This window comes from Arthrobacter sp. Soc17.1.1.1 (assembly GCF_036867195.1).
Classification (GTDB): Bacteria; Actinomycetota; Actinomycetes; order Actinomycetales; family Micrococcaceae; genus Arthrobacter_D.
This window is the reverse complement of sequence record NZ_JBAJII010000001.1, coordinates 3,626,587-3,643,935: the sequence shown is the minus strand read 5'-3', so window position 1 is coordinate 3,643,935 and position 17,349 is coordinate 3,626,587. Positions and strand designations below refer to the sequence as shown.

Below are 17,349 nucleotides of genomic sequence, written 5' to 3'. Positions count from 1 at the left end.
ATCGGGCTCGTCCCAGCTTAGGCCCACCCGTCCGGCATCTACGCTGGACGGGTGGAGCAGACCCTGCCGGACAATCGCCGGCTCAGCCGCAGTATCCTCCGCCTCGCCGTACCCTCACTGGGTGCGCTCGTCGCGGAACCGCTCTTCCTGCTTGCCGACTCGGCGATCGTGGGCCATCTCGGGGTCGACGAGCTCGCCGGGGTGGGCCTCGCGTCCACGGTGCTGCAGACCGCCGTCGGGCTCATGGTCTTCCTGGCCTACTCCACCACCCCCGCCGTCGCCCGCCTGCTCGGTGCGGGCCGCCGCCCCGAGGCGCTCGCGGCCGGGCGCGACGGCGTGGGCCTCGCCGTGCTGCTCGGGATCGCGCTCTCCATCGCGGGGTGGGCCACGGCGCCGCAGCTCGCGTCGCTCCTCGGCGCCCGGGGCGAGGTCCATGCGTTCGCCGTCGACTACCTCCGCTGGTCCATGCCCGGACTCACCGCCATGCTCGTGGTGCTCGCCGCCACGGGCGTGCTGCGCGGGCTGCAGGACACCCGCACGCCGCTGGTGGTCGCTGGGGCGGGCTTCGGCGTCAACATCGTCCTCAACTACGTGCTCGTGTACGGCGCGGGGATGTCGGTGGCCGGCTCCGCCCTCGGGACGAGCCTCGCCCAGTGGGGCATGGCGGCCGTCTACCTGGTGCTGATCGTCCGGTCCTCCCGGCGCGAACACGTGCCGCTGAGGCCGTCCCTGGACGGCATCCGGCGCACCGCGGGCGTGGGCTCGTGGCTCATGCTGCGCACCCTGTCGCTGCGCGTGGCCATCCTCGCCACGGTGTTCGTGGCGACGGCGCAGGGGCCCCTGAGTCTCGCCTCCCACCAGCTCGTCATGACCGTCTTCACGTTCCTCGCCTTCGCGCTCGACGCCCTGGCTATCGCCGCCCAGGCCCTCATCGGCAAGGAGCTCGGCTCCGGCAACCGTCCCCTGGCACGGGCGCTCACCCGCCGGATGATCGTGTGGGGCGTGGGGTTCGGCGTCATCACCGGAGGCGTGCTCGCCGCCGTCGCGCCCTTCGTCGGGTGGATCTTCACCACCGATCCCGCCGTGCAGGCGACCTTCGCCGCGGGGCTGTGGGTACTGGCCGCCTCCCAGCCGGTCTGCGGTTTCGTGTTCGTGCTCGACGGCGTCCTCATCGGTGCCGGCGACGCCCGCTATCTGGCGCTCGCCGGCGTCGTGAACCTCGTGCTGTACGTTCCGCTGCTGGTCCTCGTGGGCCGCGCGGGCCTGACCGGCGGCGAGGGGATCGTGTGGCTCTGGCTGGCCTTCGGCGTCGGGTACATGCTGGCGCGTGCCGCGACCCTCGGGTGGCGTGTGCGCGACGACCGGTGGATGGTCACGGGAGCCACGCGGACGACGGCGGCCCGCCGGGCGTGACCGCCGCCGCTCTGGTGCCCGCGGGCCGATCACGGCAGGATGGGGGCCTACGACGAATCCGAGGTGAAGCATGACCACAGGTGTCGGTGTCCCTGCCGTCGACGAGGTGCTGGCGGAGCTGGCCGCCCTCGAGGACCCCCGGATACGCGCGGTGAACGAGGCGCACGGAGATGATCACGGGGTGAACCTGTCCGCCCTGCGTGCCGTGGCCAAGCGACTGAAGACCCAGCAGGACCTGGCGCGTGACCTGTGGGCCACGGGGGACACCGCCGCGCGGCTCGTGGCCCTGCTGATCTGCCGGCCGAAGGCCTTCGGGCCGGAGGAACTGGACACGATGCTCCGGCAGGCACGCGTCCCGAAGGTGCACGACTGGCTCGTCAACTACGTGGTGAAGAAGAGCCCGCACGCCGGGCAGCTGCGCCTCGCATGGTTCACGGACCCCGACCCGGTGGTGGCCAGCGCCGGCTGGGCGCTCACCAGCGAGCGCGTCGTGAAGGCGCCCGACGGGCTCGACCTCCCCGCGCTGCTGGACACCATCGAGGCCCGGATGAAGGACGCCCCCGACCGGCTGCAGTGGGCCATGAACCACACGCTGGCGCAGATCGGGATCGACCACCCGGCCTACAGGGAGCGCGCCGTCGCCATCGGCGAGCGCCTCGAGGTCCTCAAGGACTACCCGACGCCGCCCAACTGCACCTCCCCGTTCGCGCCGATCTGGATCCGGGAGATGGTGCGGAGGCAGCAGGAGGCCTAGGTTACGGAGTACGACCCGCGTCGGAGTACCCCGTACTTCCGACGTAGGGTGAAGGCGATGAACATCGCCGCCCGATCCCGTTTCCCGGTTCTGCTCCTGCTGGGCATCGTGTTCATCGGGTTCATCCTCCGGGGGCCGATCGTGGCCGTCGCTCCCATCACCGGGCAGATCAGCGACGAGCTCTCCCTGAGCGCCGCCCAGGCGGGCCTGCTGACCACGCTGCCGGTGCTGTGCTTCGCCGTGATGACGCCCTTCGCCTCCCTGTTCGTCGGGAAGGCGGGCGCGAACTTCGCGACGACGACGATCATCCTCGGCGTCGGGGTCGGTTCCATCGTGCGGTCGGCCGGCGGGCTGGATGCCACGGTCGCCGGCACCATCATCATGGGAGCCTTCATCACCGTGGGCAACGTGGTGCTGCCCGTCATCATCCGGCGGGACATCGAGCCCCGGCGCGTCGGTATCGTCACAGGCGCGTACACGTCGGCGCTGAACGTGGGCTCGATGATCACGACCCTCGCAACGGTCCCCCTGGCCACCGCCGTCGGCTGGCGGGGCGCGCTGCTGACCTGGATCGGTTTCGTGGTCCTTGCTGCCGCGGTGTGGCTCACGGCCATCGGGCCGGGCAGGGCCTTCCACTGGGGGCCCCTGAAACCCGCCGTCGAATCGGTCGCCGATACCGCCGCGCCCGGCACGGGCGGCACCCCGCTTCCGGCCGCGAAGCCGCGCACCTGGCTCAGCCTCTCCGCCGTCCTCCTCTCGCTCACGTTCGGCGCCCAGGCCTTCTCCTACTACGGGCTCACCGCGTGGCTCCCGACCATCCTCGAGCAGGAACTCGGGTACTCCCCGGGCCAGGCCGGCACCAGCTCGTCCATCTTCCAGATCGCCGCCGTCGTGGGCGCGCTCGGGGTGCCGCTGCTGTCGCAGCGGCTGGGCATCCCGCGGACGTTCGCCCTGGTCTCGGTCCTGTGGATCAGCTGCCCGCTGGGCCTCCTGCTCGCCCCCGCCGGCTGGCTGGCCTGGGGCCTCCTGGGCGGAGTGGCCCAGGGGGGCGGCATCACGATCGTCTTCATGCTCGTGGTGCAGCTCGCGCTGAGCGGCACCCATGCCCGGCAGCTCTCCGCGATGGTGCAGGGCGCCGGGTATGCCATCGGCGCCACCGCTCCGTCGCTGGTCGGCGCCGTCCATGACGCCACCGGCACCTGGGCGCTGCCGACCGCCGTCGTCCTGGCGGCCACCGTCGTGTTCGCCGCTGCCGGGCTCGCCGGGGCCCGCCGCGCCGGCACCTCGCGCGCCTGACACCGGGGGCGTAGCCTCCGCGGTGCCGCCGCCGCCTGCCGCTGCGGAGGTGGAGGACTAAACTGGACAGGCCGGAGACCGCCCCGGCCCCGCTCCCAGAGAGGCCCTTGATGGCTGCTGCACCCTCCGCCCCGAGCGCCGCTCCCGCCGCCGAGCTGCTGACGTGGAAACCGTTCCTGGTCCGCGCCGCGGTGAGCGCACTGTTCGGCCTGGTGACGGTCTTCTGGCGCGATCCGTCCACGCTCGTGCTGTCCGTGGCGGGCGGGGTGTATCTCCTGCTGAGCGGCGTGGCCTATCTCTGGACCCACCGCATGGCGCACTGGGGCCCGCGCTTCCGGCTGGTCACCGACATCGGCGGCGGGCTGCTCCTCGGAGCCGGGATCGCCGGCCTCGTCTTCGTCGACGACCGCAGCTTCGCGCTCGCCGGCGCCGTGGCCCTGGTGGTCGCAGGTACCGTCGAACTGGTCCGCGGGCTCGCCGTCCGCAACCATGCGGCGTCGCGGGACCTCGTGGTGGTCGGCGTGGTGGGCATCGTGACGGGCGCCATCCTCCCGTTCGTCGAGCAGCTCGGAGCCCACGCCCTGCTCGGGGTGACGGGCGGCGGGGCGCTGCTGACCGCCGTCGTGCTCGGGATCGCCGGCCTCAGCTACCGGCACGATTCAGCGCTCAGCGCATCGTCCGGATCCGGCGCCCAGGGCGAACCGGACCCCGTAAACTAGAGGCTCTACGCCTCGTAGAAATATTCGGAACCGGAAGGAGTGCCCGTGGCCAACCGCCAGTCGGGGAAACCCACGCAGGGACGATTCCGCCACGGCATCAAGGCACCCCTCGTCTTCTCCGCCGTCCTGGCCGTCGTGGCCGGTGTCGCGACGTCCATCTTCGCCACCGGTGGTGGCTCCAAGGAGCTGCGCGTCGACCTGGGCCTCACGGCCGCCGGGATCGCCTTCATCGTGTCCCTGGTGATCTGCGCGATGCTCATGATGGCCGAGACACCCAACGCCGAGCACCTCAGCCAGGGTTCCGGCGTCAACCGCTCGTCCGCGACGCCCGACCCCAAACCGTCGGTCAAGCGGCCCCCGGGCGAGACCGACGACGAACCGCGTTTCGGGGAGCGCCTGCCGACGCAGGACAGCTAGTCCCCTTGACGTCCCTGTTAGCCTCCGAGCATGGGGGATGACATCACGGGATTCATGAGGGATTTCGGCGTGCTCGCGCGCCTGGCACTGGAGGCGCAGCCGCACTCGGCGCGCGGCCGGGAACTCTTCGACACGCTCTCGGCCCACCTCGGCACCGACCCCGCCGGCGTGCCGGTCGTCGTCGAGGAGGTACCTGCCCACCGCTTCGTGGACGCCGACATCGTGCTGGCGTCACTCACGGCGGACGGGCGGTGCGTGGGCATCGGCGGCGGGGACCACCGCCACCACCTGTCCTTCAGCGACATCGTGCAGCAGTCCGGGGTGAATCCGAGCTTCCCGCTGTCCCAGCCCGACTACGCCAATCTGCCGATCGGTCCGGACGAGCAGCGGCAGGCGGTGGCACTGGGCCTCCGGCTGTTCGAGCGTGATGGCGTGCCCCTTGCGGTCCTGCAGCGCAAGGCCGAGCCCCGCTACAACCGGGGGACCGCGTCGCTCGAGGTGTTGTGCGCGGATGCCGTCGCCGTCGCCGGGTTCCTCGCCGAGTTCCGGCGCAGGATGCAGCGCGAGAGCGTGATGAAGGGGCAGGTGCTGTCCTTCACCGTCGAGGACTTCGGGCCGAGCAGCGCGGGCGTCACCTTCCATCACCGGCCCACCCTGGACGCCGGTGACGTGATCCTCCCCGAAGGACTCCTGGACCGCGTCAGCGAACACGCGCTCGGTATCGCCGCGCACCGGCAGGCCCTGGTCGCGGCAGGGCAGCACCTCAAGCGCGGCATCCTCCTCTACGGTCCGCCCGGCACCGGCAAGACCCACACCGTCCGGTACCTGCTGAGCGCGAGCGCGGGGACGACGGCGATCATCCTCACGGGCGGGACGCTGCGGCACGTGGGCGAGGCGGCCCGGACCGCCCGCGCACTCCAGCCGTCCATCGTGGTCCTCGAGGACTGCGACCTGATCGCCGAGGACCGCAGCTTCGGGCACGGGCCGCAGCCCCTCCTGTTCGAGGTGCTGGACGCCATGGACGGGCTCGACGACGACGCCGACGTCACGTTCGTGCTGACCACCAACCGCGTGGACATGCTCGAGCGGGCCCTCGCCCAGCGCCCCGGGCGGGTGGACCTCGCCGTGGAGGTGCCGCTTCCCGGGGAGCACGAGCGGGCCGCCCTGCTGCGTCTGTACGCGCGCGATCTCCCCTTCGGCGAGGATGCCATCGGGGCCGCCGCCGCGCGGACCGAGGGAACCACGGCGTCGTTCACGCGTGAACTCGTGCGCCGCGCGGTCCTCGGGGCCGCGCTGCAGGACACGCCCGTGGCGGACGCGCACCTGCTGGCCTCCGTGGACGAACTGATGGCCGACGGCGCATCCCTGACGCGGAGCCTGCTCGGGAGCAACGGCCCCGGCCCGCAGGACGGCATGCCTTCCGCGCACGGCGGCTCCTTCGGGTACGCCCCCGGGCCGGCCACCTACTACTCCGGGAGCTACTCGCCCGCGTACGGGTCCTCGGTCTCCCTGTCCTTCGAGGGCGAGGGCTTCGCCGACGGCGGCTCTTACGAGGACGGCTTCCCCGACGACGGCGTGCAGGGTATCGGCCGGGCCGACGATGCGCCCACCGACGACGGCGGGCGCTGAGCCCACCGTCCGTCGGCCCGTCGGCCCGTCGGCCCATTTGGTGCCCATCCTTGCTCAGCGGCCGGTGCGCCGCTTGCTGTAGACGTCGAATGCCACGGCGAGCAGGAGCACGAGGCCCTTGATGACCTGCTGCCAGGCGGCGTCCACCGAGAGGATGGAGAGGCCCTGGTTGAGGACACCCATGACGAGGCCGCCGATGACGGCCCCCACCACGGTCCCGACCCCGCCCTGGACGGCGGCACCGCCGATGAAGACGGCGGCGATCGCGTCGAGCTCGAAGCTCCCTCCGGCGGACGCCACGGCGCTCCCGGCACGGGCGGTGCTGACCACGCCCGCTAGTCCGGCGAGGAATCCCATGTTGACGAAGATGAAGAAGTTGACCCACTTCGTCTTCACACCGGACATCATGGCGGCGTAGAGGTTGCCTCCCATGGCGTAGACATGGCGTCCGAACACCGTCCGGGACAGGAGGAACGAGTAGAGCAGTACAAGCGTCGCGAGGATGATCAGGATGATCGGGGTCCCGCGGTTGTAGGCGAGCAGGTAGCACAGGTACATGATGGCGACGACGGCGATCGCGATCTTCAGGACGAAGGACACCGTGCGTTCGCGGGGGAGGTTCAGGCGCCGGAGGTCGGCGCGGCCCTTGAGCTGCTGGACCACCAGGGCCAGTGAGGCCAGCGCACCGATGCCGAGGGTGATGAGGTCCGGTGTCCCGGTCACGGGGAGGGTGCCGGAGCCGATGGAGTTGAAGGACCGGGGGAGCCCGCTGATGGTCCCACCGGTGAGCAGGACGAGCGCGACGCCGCGGAAGACGAGCATGCCGGCCAGCGTCACGATGAAGGCCGGTATGCCCACGAAGGCGACCCAGAAACCCTGCCACGCCCCGATCAGGGCGCCCACGAGGAGCGACAGCGCGACGGCGGCCCCCCAGGGCAGCCCCCAGCTATTCATCGAGAGCGCCGCGACGGCTCCGACCGTCGCCACGATGGACCCCACCGAGAGGTCGATGTGGCCCGCGATGATCACGATGACCATGCCGATCGCCAGGATGAGGACATAGGCGTTCTGCTGGATCAGGTTGCTCACGTTGCCCGGGTACAGCAGCCGGCCTCCGGTGAGGACCTGGAACAGGAGGATGATGACGGCGAGGGCGGCGAGGATGCCGTACTGCCGCATGTCGACGCGCCGCCGCTTCTTCCTCACCGTTCCGGGACTCGGCGGGACGGGGGCCGTGGCCTGCTCCGGCGTGGTGGTGGTCATGGTGTTCCTGCTCCTTGGCTCCTGGCGGCTGTCATGTGGCGCATGAGTTCCTCCTGGCTGGCGTGGGCGCGATCCAGCTCGCCGGTGAGCTTGCCTTCCGCGATGGTGTAGATGCGGTCCGAGAGCCCGATCAGTTCGGGCAGCTCACTCGAGATGACGATCACGGCCTTGCCCTGGGCCGCCATCTCGTTGATGATCCCGTAGATCTCGTACTTGGCGCCGACGTCGATGCCGCGCGTGGGCTCGTCGAGGATCAGGACGTCCGGGCCCGAGTAGATCCACTTGCTGAGGACCACCTTCTGCTGGTTCCCGCCGGAGAGGTTGCCCACCACGGAGGAGACGCTGGGGGTCTTGATGTTCATCTGCTTCCGGTACTCGTCCGCGACGGCGTACTCCCTGTTGCGGTCGATGATGCCGAGCCGGGCGAGCTTGCCGAGGGCCGCCGCCGAGACGTTGACCGTGATGCTCCCGATCAGGTTGAGCCCGTACCGCTTGCGGTCCTCGGTGACGTAGGCGATGCCGTTGCGGATCGCCTCGCCGACCGACCGCGTCTGGATCTCGACGCCGTCCTTATAGACGCGCCCGGAGATGCCGCTGCCGTAGGAGCGGCCGAAGATGCTCATGGCGAGCTCGGTCCGCCCGGCTCCCATGAGCCCGGCGAATCCGACGATCTCACCGGCGTGCACGGTGAAGGAGGCCCGGTCGACGACCACCCTCTCCACGTCGATCGGGTGGTGCACGGTCCAGTCCTCGACCCGGAGCTTCTCCGCACCGATGCTGGGTTCCCGTGGAGGGAACTGGCTGTCGAGCGGGCGTCCGACCATGGCGCGGATGATGCGGGTCTCGATGTCGTCGGTGTCCTCGACGCGGAAGGACTCGATGGTCTGCCCGTCGCGGATGACCGTCACCGTGTCGGCGATCGCCCGGATCTCCTTCAGCTTGTGGGAGATGATGATCGAGGTGATGCCCTGGTCCCTCAGCTGCTCGATCAGGCCCAGCAGGTGCGCCGAATCGTCGTCGTTCAGGGCGGCCGTGGGCTCGTCGAGGATGAGGATCCTCACCTCCTTGGAGAGCGCCTTCGCGATCTCGACGAGCTGCTGCTTGCCGACCCCGAGCTCCAGGACCTTCGTCGCCGGGCTCTCCTGCAGGCCCACGCGGTCGAGGAGTTCGGCGGCCATGAGGTTCGTCCGGTTCCAGTCGATCACGCCGCCGCGCTGCACCTCGTTGCCGAGGAAGATGTTTTCGGCGATGGACAGGTACGGGCTGAGCGCCAGTTCCTGGTGGATGATCACCACGCCGTCGCGCTCGCTGTCGTTGATCGAGCTGTAGGCGACCGGCTTGCCGTCGAGCGTGATCGTCCCGTCGAAGCTGCCGTGCGGATAGACGCCGCTCAGCACCTTCATCAGGGTGGACTTCCCGGCCCCGTTCTCGCCGCAGATGGCGTGCACCTCGCCGCGCTCGACGTCCACCGAGACGCCGTCGAGCGCGCGGATGCCGTTGAATTCCTTGACGATGCCGTCCATCCGGAGAATGACGTCACTCATGCTGCTCCCGCTTCCGTCCTAGGCAGGGCGGGGCGCGGTGTCCCGCATCCCGCCCTGTCGCTCGGTGGTCAGAGACCGATGTCTGCTGCGCTGACGAAGCCGGAGTCGACGAGCGTCGGCTCCACGTCGTCCTTCGTGACCACCACGGGGTCCAGGAGGTACGAGGGCACCACCTTGGTGCCGTTGTCGTAGGTCTCGGTGTCGTTGACCTCGACCTCGTCGCCGGCGACGATCGCGGCGATCATGGATTCGACCTGCCCGCCGAGCTCACGGGTGTCCTTCCAGACCGTCATCGCCTGCTGGTCGGCGAGGATCGCCTTGACGTTGGCGACGTCGGCGTCCTGGCCGGTGATGATGGGCCAGTCCGTGCCGGGCTTGTAGCCCGCGGCGTCGAGGGAGGCCTCGATGCCGAGCGCCAGGCTGTCGTTCGGCGACAGCACGACGTCGACCTTGTCACCGCCGGTGTAGAAGGACTGCAGGCGGTTGTCCATCTCCGCCTGCGCGTCGTCGGAGCCCCATCCCAGGATCCCGATGGCCTTCCAGCCGTCGTTGTCCGCCGGAGACTTCTCGGACGGGACGACCAGCTGGCCGGACTCGACATAGGGGAGCAGGACGTCCCAGGCGCCGGCGAAGAAGAACGCCGCATTGTTGTCGTCGGGGCTGCCGGCGAAGGGCTCGAGGTTGAAGGGGCCCTTCCCGTCGGCGAGACCCAGCTGCTCCTCGATGAACTGGCCCTGGAGCTGCCCGACCTTGTAGTTGTCGAAGGTGGCGTAGTAGTCGACGGCCTCGGTGCCGTTGATCAGGCGGTCGTAGGCGATGACGCTGACGTCCTGGGACTTGGCCTCCTCGAGGGCGGGGCCGAGGGTCTGGCCGTCGATGGCCGCGACGACGAGGATCTTCGCCCCGCCGGCCACCTGGTTCTGGATCTGGCTGATCTGCTGGTCGGTCTTGTTGTCCGCGTACTGGAGATCGACGGTGCAGTCGGCGGCTTCGAGCTTCTCCTTGAGTCCCTCGCCGTCGTTGATCCAGCGCTCCAGGCTCCGGGTCGGCATGGAGATGCCGACGTTGCAGGTCGTGGTCTCCTCGCCTTCGGCCTCCGGAGCGGTGGAGCCCGCCGGCGCGCACGCAGACATCCCCGCTGCGACGCCGACGGCCAGGAGGAAGGCCGAGACATTCTTGATGGTGGTCATGGGTTACGCCTTTGAAATGGATCCGGCCGGACGGGCCGAGGCGAGGCCGGGAGTGACGGTCGGGGGCGCCTCTGGTGTGCCGTCTGGCAGGATCGAGCTGATACAACGCTGTAGCGCCCGGCCGATGTCACCATCAGCAATATGTAGGCGAACACAACATATCCAGTGACGCGGGTTACATCAAGAGCGTCAGCAAACGTTATGCGACTGAGACGTTGCGACCGCCTAGGCGCCCTGCGCCTTCCTCGCCCGGTAGGCCTTCACATGCGTGCGGTTCGCGCAGTTGCCGGTGTCGCAGAAGCGGCGGGAGCGGTTGCGCGAGAGGTCCAGCACCACGCCGTCGCAGTCCTCGGCCGCGCAGGAGCGCAGGCGGTCCAGTTCGTGCCCGCGGATGACGTCCGCGAGGGCCATCGCGGCCTCGGTGGCCATGCGCTCCTCGAGCGGCGCCTCGGGCGCGGTGGCGTGGAGGTGCCAGTCCCACTCGTCGTGCCTGACCAGCTGGGGGAGTGCGTTCGCCCGCCGGAGGATCGCGTTGACGCGTGCGACGGCGTCGTCCTCCTCCGCGAACCAGATCACCTCCAGCTCGGACCGCAGGGCGCGGACGGACTGCAGTTCGGCATCCGTGTGGGTCCGGGAGCCGGAGAACCGCTGCTCCTCGAGGAACCGGTCGAGTCCCTCGAGGGTGTCCAGGGGATCGGCGTCTTCCTTGGCGGTATTGATGAGCGCGGCCGCGGAGGAAAGTGCCACTTCCGTGTCATACGTGAAAAGCATGTTGACTCCTGACATCGACCACGCCTAGTGTCACGACCATAACTACTTCACACTCGTGACACCAATCTTCGACACGAAACGAGCGGACATGACCCTGCGCCCCGCCACCGGCCTCTGGATAGCCCTGATCTCCGCGGCGGCGTTCGGCGTCTCCGGCCCCTTCGCGAAGTCGCTCCTGGAGATCGGCTGGAGCCCGGGAGCCGCCGTCGGCCTCCGCATCGGAGGCGCCGCCGTCGTGCTCCTGGTGCCCGTGCTGATCGCGCTGCGCGGCCGCTGGTCCACCATGCGCGGCAACGCGCTCACCGTCACCATCTACGGCACGACGGCGATCGCCCTGTGCCAGCTCTTCTACTTCAATGCCGTGCAGCGCATGTCCGTCGGCGTCTCGCTGCTGCTCGAGTACCTCGCGCCGGTGCTGATCGTGGGATTCCTCTGGCTGCGCTCGCGGAAGGCGCCGAACGCGCTCACGCTGATCGGTTCCGTGACCGCCGTCCTCGGGCTCCTGCTCGTCCTCGATCTCGCGGGTGACGCACGGCTCGACCCCGTGGGTGTGCTGTTCGGCCTCGCCGCCGCCGTCTGCCTCGTGGTGTTCTTCCTGATGTCCGCCCGCGTCGACGACTCGCTGCCGCCGCTCGTCATGGCGGGCGGCGGGATGGTGGTGGGCGCGCTCACCATCCTGGTGCTCGGCGTCACGAACATCATGCCGTTCCGCTTCGTGTTCACGGACGTCCAGCTCGCCGGGCGGACGTACAGCTGGGTGCTGCCGGTGGCCGTCCTCGTCCTCGTCGCCACCGTCGCGGCCTATGTGACCGGCATCGTGGCGGCGCAGCGCCTGGGGTCCAAGGTCGCGAGCTTCGTAGCGCTGACCGAGGTGATGTTCGCCGTCCTCGCGGCGTGGCTGATCCTCGGCGAACTGCCCGGCGCCGTTCAGCTGCTGGGCGGGCTCCTGATCGTCGCCGGCGTGGTGTGCGTGCGGCTGGACGAACTGCGGTCGGCACCCGACGACGCCGCCGCGGCGGTGCTCGACCGGCCCAGTCCGGTGGAGCCGCTGCCGAGGCCGTGACGGCGCGGAGGGTGATGCGCATCGAGGCCCGTCATACGCTTCAGCGCATCACCGAAGGAGCGACGGCATGAACTGGTGGGATGTGGCGATCGCCGTCATCGGCGGCGTGGTCCTGATCTACGCCGTGCTGCTCGTGTTCCTGGCCTCCTACGCCCGCCGCCACCCGGAGACGGTGAGCCTGAAGGAGGCGCTCCGCCTGCTGCCGGACCTGCTGACACTGCTGCGCCGGCTGACCGCCGACCGGACGCTCCCGCGCGGGATCCGGGTTCGTCTGGTCCTGCTGCTGATGTACCTCGCCTCGCCCATCGACCTGGTGCCCGATTTCCTTCCGGTGATCGGCTACGCGGATGACGCCATCATTGTCGCCCTGGTCCTGCGCTCGGTCATCCGCAGAGCGGGTAGCGAACCACTGGAACAGCACTGGCCGGGATCGCCTGCCGGTCTTTCCCTGATCCAGCGTCTGGCCGGTACGTCCACCCCCTGAGAGGCCCACTACCGAAGAGTCATTGCAGGGTCTGTGACGTCAGGCATTTCCTGATTCCGCGTCACGGGGCAACGAAGTCACCGAGCGCGGTCAGGAGGCGGTCGACGTCGTCGTCGCTGTTGTACGGCGCCAGTCCGATCCGCAGGGCGGCGCTGTCCTCGAGATTCATGCGCTGGAAGGCTTCGTACGCGTAGAAGGAACCGGCCGGCGCGAGGATGTCCTGGTCCGCGAGGAATCGGTAGGCGTCCGCGGAGGACCGGCCCGGGAAGGTCACCAGCAGTGTCGGTGTCCGGTCCTGGGCCCTGGAGTGCAGCGTGACGGCGTCGCCCAGCTTGGTCAGTCCTGCCTCGATGCGGCGGCGCAACGCGAGTTCGTGCTCATCGACCACGTGAGCGGATGCACGAAGGCGTGCGCGGCGGCCGGTCTCCGCAGCCGGCGCGATCGCTGCCAGGAAATCCACGGCCGCCGTGGCGCCGGCCATGATCTCGTAGGGGAGGGTGCCGAACTCGAACCGCTCGGGCACCGCGTTCGTGGAAGGCAGCAGCTTGTCCGGCTGCAGCGACTCCAGCAGCTCCGGGTCGGCCACGAGAACACCGCAGTGAGGCCCGAGGAATTTGTACGGCGAGCAGGCGAAGAAGTCGGCTCCCAGCGCCGCCACGTCGACCGCCGCATGAGCGGTGTAATGCACCCCGTCCACGTAGACCAGTGCGCCGACAGCATGCGCGGCATCGGCGATGCGGCGTACTGGCGGTTTCGTGCCGAGCAGGTTCGACGCGGCGGTGATCGCCACCAGCTTCGTGCGCTCGGTGATTGCGGCAGCGACGGACGCTTCGTCGATCTCCGTGGTCTCCGGGTCGAAGTCGATCCAGCGCACGGTGGCACCGACCGCGTCGGCTGCCTGCACCCAGGGGCGGATGTTGGAGTCGTGATCCAGGCGTGAGACGACGATCTCGTCGCCCGGCTGCCAGGTCTTGGCGAGGTGTCGGGAGAAGTCGTAGGTGAGCTGCGTGGCGCTTCGCCCGTAGACGACACCGCGAGGGTGCGCCCCGAGCAGGTCGGCCATCGCCTCCCGGAATCCGCTGACCGCCGCTTCGGCGTTCCTCTCCGAGCCCATGCCGGAACCGCGGTTGGACAGCGGGCTGGTGATGGCGTCGGCGATCGCGGCTCCCACGACGGTGGGGGCCTGCGTTCCTCCAGGGCCGTCGAAATAGGCGGTGCCGGTGAGCAGGGCGGGGAAGTTCGCGCGGAAGGCAGCGATGTCCAGGGTCATGTCGCCACCTTCTCAGGTGAGCGTCCAGACGGGAAACACCTCATCGCGATCAGAGCTGATCTTTCGAGCTGACACTCTGGTTACCGCCTCCTACCTCCCGGAGAGGTCAGGCGGTCGTCAGTGCGCGCGTCATGTAGGTGCTGTGGGGATCGTGCCTGTAGGAGCCGAAGGGTGGGCACGGATCGAAGCCATGCCTGGCGTAGAGTGCCCGGGCGGGCGCGAAGAACTCCATGCTTCCGGTCTCCAGGGAGATGCGATCGACCTGACGTGCTCGGGCGTCCGCGAGCACGTGATCCAGGAGCTCCGACGCAATTCCCCGTCCCCGCAGCTCGGGCTCCGTCCGCATGCTCTTGAGCTCCTCGTGCCCTGGCTCCAGCACCGCCAGTGCGCAGGTGCCCGCTATGCGCCCCTCGTGCCAGGCGACCCACAGCCTGACGCCCGGCTGCTGCAGGGCAGCGAGGTCCAGCGCGTGCTGGCTCTCCTTCGGGGACTCCGGTGCCATGTCGGCCAGGTGGGCACGCAGGAAGGCCTCGAGGGCGGGATCCCCGAAATCGGCAGGTCGGATGGTGCACGGCATGAGACATAAGGGTAGTGGCCCCCCATTTCACCAGCGTTTCAGGGTCGGCCCGGGCCTGTGCAGATGTCTTTCACGGTCGGGCCGTCGCACGGGCAGGTGGGCAGGAGGCGCGGCAGCCCTGGACTCCCGGATCAGGTGTCCTGACGTCTCATAGGAGAATGGGACGTGACGAAAAGTGAGAAGTTGGATCCCCGCCCGGACATCGTCGTGCGAAGGATTCAGGGCGATGGTGTCTGGGCACGGGTGAGTTCGGTGGGGGAGGTGGGCGACAGGCCGTTCATCCTCGTCTCGGGCATCGGGGTGTCCTCGCACTATTTCGAGCAGCTCGCGCCGCACCTGATGCAGTTCGGGCCCGTCCATGCCCTCGACCTGCCCGGGTTCGGCGGTGTGCCGCACGCCCGCCACGCCCTGTCGATCAGTCAGTTCGCGGAGCTCGTCGGCACGGCGATCGACGACCTCGGGCTCGAGGATCCCGTGATCGTCGGACATTCGATGGGCACGCAGATCTGTACCGATCTCGTCGCGGCACGGCCCGAGCTCACCACCCTCGTGCTGATCAGTCCGGTCATCGACGCCTCGGCCCGCACCGTTCCCGTCCAGACCCTTCGTTTCCTCCGGGCCAGCCTCCATGAACCCTTCCGGGTGAAGCTCCTCGCCGTGGTCGCGTATCTGACGTGTGGCTTCGGGTGGTTCTTCAAGATCCTGCCGCGCATGATGTCCTACCCGATCGAGCGGACGGCGGCCCGTGTGCGCGCGTCGACGCTCGTCATCCGCGGCGAGCACGACGCGGTGTGTCCACGTCCCTGGGTCACGCGGTTGAGCCGTGCGTTCCCGCGAGCTGTCGACGTCGTCGAGATCGAGGGCGCCGCCCATTCGGTGATGCATGCTCATGCTCGCGAGGTCGCCGGTGTCTGCGTCCGGCATGCGAGCGGTGCGCGCGTGACGCGCGCAGCCGTCGGCGCGGTCCGCGCGGGCGCGGAGGGCGGCGATGATGCGGGCATCGCCGTCGTTCCGCAAGCGCCGAAGCAGGAGGTCTCGCTCAGTCCTGCGGACTCGGTGAAGGCCGTGGTCGACGAAGTGGAGGGCGCCGTGATCGAGTTCAAGGGCAACAAGACCGATGACGATCGCCTGGTGGAGCTCGGACGCGAGCAACAGGCCGAAGCGCGAGCCAGGGGTCGCGATTAGACGAACGGCTGTCCAGGCTGCATGGAAGGGGGCAGGCAAGGGGTTTTCGTGCGGGCTCGGTCAGCAACCAGGGACTGCCTGTGGTTCAGGAGCGGTGAGGCGGCCGAAAGCTGCCAGCCTGCGGTGCGGTCAGCTGCGGTGGTTGAAGACCGCGAACGACGTGCCCCCGGTGATGAACAGCGTGCCCATGAGCAGGGTCATGACCATTGCTGGTTCGGCTCCGAAGCCGATGACGAGCGTGGCGATCCCGACCAGGGGAAGGGAGACCAGCCCGACGACGGCCAACGCCCGGGTCAGGAGTGTGTCCTCGCGTTCGTCGCCGGTCTGCGTCCACGCGCGTTCGAAGGTCGAGGCGCGCTCCGGTCGGCGGAGTACGCGCCATGCCATGACCAGGGCTCCGGCGACCCCGATCCCCAGTCCGACGAGGAACCCGGGAATCATGTTCCCTGGGGCATGCTCACGGAGCAGCACCACGGTGACGGTCACCAAACCGAGGATCACCCCTAGGATCCCGAGAGCCACCACGTTGCGTGAAACGCGTGTGTCAGTCTGCATCAAAAATCTCCTCTACCGGGCGATGGAAGTAGCGGGCGATGGCGATAGCCAAGGGCAGGGACGGATCGTAGCGGCCCGTCTCGATCGAATTGACGGTCTGCCGCGAGACCTGAAGGGCCTCGGCCAGCTCCCGCTGCGACATACCCGCTTCGGCGCGAAGATCCCGGATACTGTTCTGCACGCCGCCCCTTCGTGTAAAGCATGCTTGTCCTGACAAGGTTGCTTTACACGAAGGGTGATTGTCAATGATTTCGGCAGGAGCCGCTGCCCCGACGCGTTCCTCCGCGTGCTGACGAAGTGAACGATCGAGCTAGGGGGATGGGACGTGACATCAGCGATCGGAGAAGCCCACGCTGTCTGGAACCGGGGAACGGGGCGTACCCGATCAACTTGCCCACCACCTACTGCTCACGCTGTGTGAAGCGGACCTGGTCGGACACTGTTCGTGACGATCCGTGTTCGTCAGAACTACTAGTAGCCCTCGATGGTGGTGACGCGGCGCAGCCGCCAGTCCTCCCACCGGGCATCGGCGTTCATGTCGAACTCCAGGACTGGGGATGCCGGCCCGGTCTGGGCGCGGAACCGCCAGAACCGGGTCGTACCAACACTGCTCCGGCCGCCTCGCCCGTCCATGCTGCCGACGCTGCCATGGCGGGTCTGGCAAGCGTGGCTGTTGCCTGTGCCCGGGAAGTTGATGTCGGGTTCCCGCCACGTGTCGCAGCTTGACCAGGCGAGAGGTTCGCCGATGACCTGCCAGATACTGCCCCGCCAGCGCAGCGCCAGGGGCGTGCCGGAAGGCAGGAACCGGACGGCTGCCGGCTCGTCCAGGACGTGCCACGCACCTGCCCGTGTGCCCTCGCGCGCAGTGTCCTGAGTCGTGTGCTGGGCTGTGTTGCGGGCTGGTTCTGTGGGTGGTGTGGTGTCCACTGGTTGCGCTGTCATCGGCTGCTTCTCCCTTACCCCTGATGGTCCTTGTGCAGGCTTTAAAATAGAACACAGGTTCGATTATTTGGGAAGCCGGACAAGGGGACGAGGGTGGGGGTTGCGGGTCATCCATGTGTGGGCGGGTGGAGCCCGAAGGAATGAGCTCAAAGCCGTCCACCTGTTGGTGAGCTGCCCGCAACACCGACGCGGACGGTGGTTACTCTCGACACCATGCACCGCACACCGCCTGGGTCCGACGAAGGAGAGGTGCGTCCGGTTCGTCGTGACACGACCA

General features: G+C 69.0%; 18 protein-coding genes. 9 read left to right on the top strand and 9 right to left on the bottom strand.

Features of this window, described 5'->3' with window-relative positions:
- Positions 1 to 51: 51 nt before the first annotated feature.
- The 6 genes from V6S67_RS17030 (at position 52) to V6S67_RS17005 (ending at position 6,228) form a co-directional block, all read left to right on the top strand.
- Entirely contained in the window at positions 52 to 1,413 is a 1,362-nt protein-coding gene (locus V6S67_RS17030; protein WP_334211365.1) for an MATE family efflux transporter, read from the top strand.
- Positions 1,414 to 1,483: 70 nt separating this feature from the next.
- On the top strand, positions 1,484 to 2,167 hold the full coding sequence (locus V6S67_RS17025; RefSeq protein ID WP_334211364.1) for a DNA alkylation repair protein: 684 nt from the start codon (positions 1,484 to 1,486) through the stop codon (positions 2,165 to 2,167).
- 57 nt (positions 2,168 to 2,224) lie between these two features.
- The gene (locus tag V6S67_RS17020) at positions 2,225 to 3,463 is read left to right on the top strand and encodes an MFS transporter (RefSeq protein WP_334211363.1); all 1,239 of its coding nucleotides are present in this window, start codon (positions 2,225 to 2,227) and stop codon (positions 3,461 to 3,463) included.
- Between the two features lie 110 nt (positions 3,464 to 3,573).
- Positions 3,574 to 4,182, top strand: coding sequence for a DUF308 domain-containing protein (locus tag V6S67_RS17015; RefSeq protein ID WP_334211362.1), 609 nt, complete (start codon positions 3,574 to 3,576; stop codon positions 4,180 to 4,182).
- A gap of 45 nt (positions 4,183 to 4,227) precedes the next feature.
- Positions 4,228 to 4,599 carry a hypothetical protein gene (locus tag V6S67_RS17010; RefSeq protein WP_334211361.1) on the top strand — a complete coding sequence of 124 codons (372 nt, stop codon included), beginning with the start codon at positions 4,228 to 4,230 and terminating at the stop codon, positions 4,597 to 4,599.
- Positions 4,600 to 4,629: 30 nt separating this feature from the next.
- Positions 4,630 to 6,228, top strand: coding sequence for an ATP-binding protein (locus tag V6S67_RS17005; RefSeq protein ID WP_334211360.1), 1,599 nt, complete (start codon positions 4,630 to 4,632; stop codon positions 6,226 to 6,228).
- A 54-nt stretch (positions 6,229 to 6,282) separates the two neighbouring features.
- On the opposite strand, the gene mmsB is transcribed toward V6S67_RS17005, so the two are convergent.
- The 4 genes from mmsB to V6S67_RS16985 form a co-directional block, all read right to left on the bottom strand.
- A complete protein-coding gene (mmsB, locus tag V6S67_RS17000) occupies positions 6,283 to 7,491 on the bottom strand; it encodes a multiple monosaccharide ABC transporter permease (protein WP_334211359.1) in 1,209 nt (402 codons plus the stop codon).
- Positions 7,488 to 9,035 (bottom strand): multiple monosaccharide ABC transporter ATP-binding protein, encoded by a 1,548-nt coding sequence (gene mmsA, locus V6S67_RS16995; protein WP_334211358.1) that lies wholly within the window; start codon positions 9,033 to 9,035, stop codon positions 7,488 to 7,490. The genes mmsB and mmsA overlap by 4 nt, the downstream gene beginning before the upstream one ends.
- Positions 9,036 to 9,103: 68 nt before the next feature.
- Entirely contained in the window at positions 9,104 to 10,225 is a 1,122-nt protein-coding gene (gene chvE, locus V6S67_RS16990) for a multiple monosaccharide ABC transporter substrate-binding protein (RefSeq protein ID WP_334211357.1), read from the bottom strand.
- Between the two features lie 225 nt (positions 10,226 to 10,450).
- Positions 10,451 to 10,996, bottom strand: a complete 546-nt coding sequence (locus V6S67_RS16985; protein ID WP_334211356.1) for a CGNR zinc finger domain-containing protein — start codon at positions 10,994 to 10,996, stop codon at positions 10,451 to 10,453.
- An 88-nt stretch (positions 10,997 to 11,084) separates the two neighbouring features.
- Here V6S67_RS16985 and V6S67_RS16980 point away from each other — a divergent pair, with 88 nt between their 5' ends.
- Positions 11,085 to 12,059, top strand: a complete 975-nt coding sequence (locus tag V6S67_RS16980; protein ID WP_334211355.1) for an EamA family transporter — start codon at positions 11,085 to 11,087, stop codon at positions 12,057 to 12,059.
- A 67-nt stretch (positions 12,060 to 12,126) separates the two neighbouring features.
- Positions 12,127 to 12,543: a YkvA family protein gene (locus V6S67_RS16975; protein WP_334211354.1), complete on the top strand. Its 417-nt coding sequence runs from the start codon at positions 12,127 to 12,129 to the stop codon at positions 12,541 to 12,543.
- Positions 12,544 to 12,604: 61 nt separating this feature from the next.
- On the opposite strand, the gene V6S67_RS16970 is transcribed toward V6S67_RS16975, so the two are convergent.
- Complete coding sequence (locus V6S67_RS16970) at positions 12,605 to 13,813, bottom strand: cysteine desulfurase-like protein (protein WP_334211353.1); 1,209 nt, start codon at positions 13,811 to 13,813, stop codon at positions 12,605 to 12,607.
- Between the two features lie 106 nt (positions 13,814 to 13,919).
- A complete protein-coding gene (locus V6S67_RS16965; RefSeq protein WP_334211352.1) occupies positions 13,920 to 14,390 on the bottom strand; it encodes a GNAT family N-acetyltransferase in 471 nt (156 codons plus the stop codon).
- Between the two features lie 165 nt (positions 14,391 to 14,555).
- Between V6S67_RS16965 and V6S67_RS16960 the strand changes: the two genes are divergently transcribed.
- Positions 14,556 to 15,575 (top strand): alpha/beta fold hydrolase, encoded by a 1,020-nt coding sequence (locus V6S67_RS16960; RefSeq protein WP_334211351.1) that lies wholly within the window; start codon positions 14,556 to 14,558, stop codon positions 15,573 to 15,575.
- A 129-nt stretch (positions 15,576 to 15,704) separates the two neighbouring features.
- On the opposite strand, the gene V6S67_RS16955 is transcribed toward V6S67_RS16960, so the two are convergent.
- From V6S67_RS16955 to V6S67_RS16945, 3 genes are all read right to left on the bottom strand, one after another.
- Positions 15,705 to 16,130: a hypothetical protein gene (locus tag V6S67_RS16955; RefSeq protein WP_334211350.1), complete on the bottom strand. Its 426-nt coding sequence runs from the start codon at positions 16,128 to 16,130 to the stop codon at positions 15,705 to 15,707.
- Positions 16,120 to 16,311 (bottom strand): helix-turn-helix transcriptional regulator, encoded by a 192-nt coding sequence (locus V6S67_RS16950; RefSeq protein WP_334211349.1) that lies wholly within the window; start codon positions 16,309 to 16,311, stop codon positions 16,120 to 16,122. Before V6S67_RS16950 ends, V6S67_RS16955 begins: the two co-directional genes overlap by 11 nt.
- A gap of 290 nt (positions 16,312 to 16,601) precedes the next feature.
- Complete coding sequence (locus tag V6S67_RS16945; RefSeq protein WP_334211348.1) at positions 16,602 to 17,072, bottom strand: hypothetical protein; 471 nt, start codon at positions 17,070 to 17,072, stop codon at positions 16,602 to 16,604.
- Positions 17,073 to 17,349: the final 277 nt, after the last annotated feature.

Coding starts and splice junctions, on each gene's coding strand:
- V6S67_RS17020 (WP_334211363.1), top strand. CDS start 2,225: ATGAACATCGCCGCCCGATCCCGTTTCCCGGTTCTGCTCCTGCTGGGC.
- V6S67_RS17015 (WP_334211362.1), top strand. CDS start 3,574: ATGGCTGCTGCACCCTCCGCCCCGAGCGCCGCTCCCGCCGCCGAGCTG.
- mmsB (WP_334211359.1), bottom strand. CDS start 7,491: ATGACCACCACCACGCCGGAGCAGGCCACGGCCCCCGTCCCGCCGAGT.
- V6S67_RS16985 (WP_334211356.1), bottom strand. CDS start 10,996: ATGCTTTTCACGTATGACACGGAAGTGGCACTTTCCTCCGCGGCCGCG.
- V6S67_RS16980 (WP_334211355.1), top strand. CDS start 11,085: ATGACCCTGCGCCCCGCCACCGGCCTCTGGATAGCCCTGATCTCCGCG.
- V6S67_RS16955 (WP_334211350.1), bottom strand. CDS start 16,130: ATGCAGACTGACACACGCGTTTCACGCAACGTGGTGGCTCTCGGGATC.
- V6S67_RS17025 (WP_334211364.1), top strand. CDS start 1,484: ATGACCACAGGTGTCGGTGTCCCTGCCGTCGACGAGGTGCTGGCGGAG.
- V6S67_RS16945 (WP_334211348.1), bottom strand. CDS start 17,072: ATGACAGCGCAACCAGTGGACACCACACCACCCACAGAACCAGCCCGC.
- V6S67_RS17005 (WP_334211360.1), top strand. CDS start 4,630: ATGGGGGATGACATCACGGGATTCATGAGGGATTTCGGCGTGCTCGCG.
- mmsA (WP_334211358.1), bottom strand. CDS start 9,035: ATGAGTGACGTCATTCTCCGGATGGACGGCATCGTCAAGGAATTCAAC.
- V6S67_RS16965 (WP_334211352.1), bottom strand. CDS start 14,390: ATGCCGTGCACCATCCGACCTGCCGATTTCGGGGATCCCGCCCTCGAG.
- chvE (WP_334211357.1), bottom strand. CDS start 10,225: ATGACCACCATCAAGAATGTCTCGGCCTTCCTCCTGGCCGTCGGCGTC.
- V6S67_RS16970 (WP_334211353.1), bottom strand. CDS start 13,813: ATGACCCTGGACATCGCTGCCTTCCGCGCGAACTTCCCCGCCCTGCTC.
- V6S67_RS16975 (WP_334211354.1), top strand. CDS start 12,127: ATGAACTGGTGGGATGTGGCGATCGCCGTCATCGGCGGCGTGGTCCTG.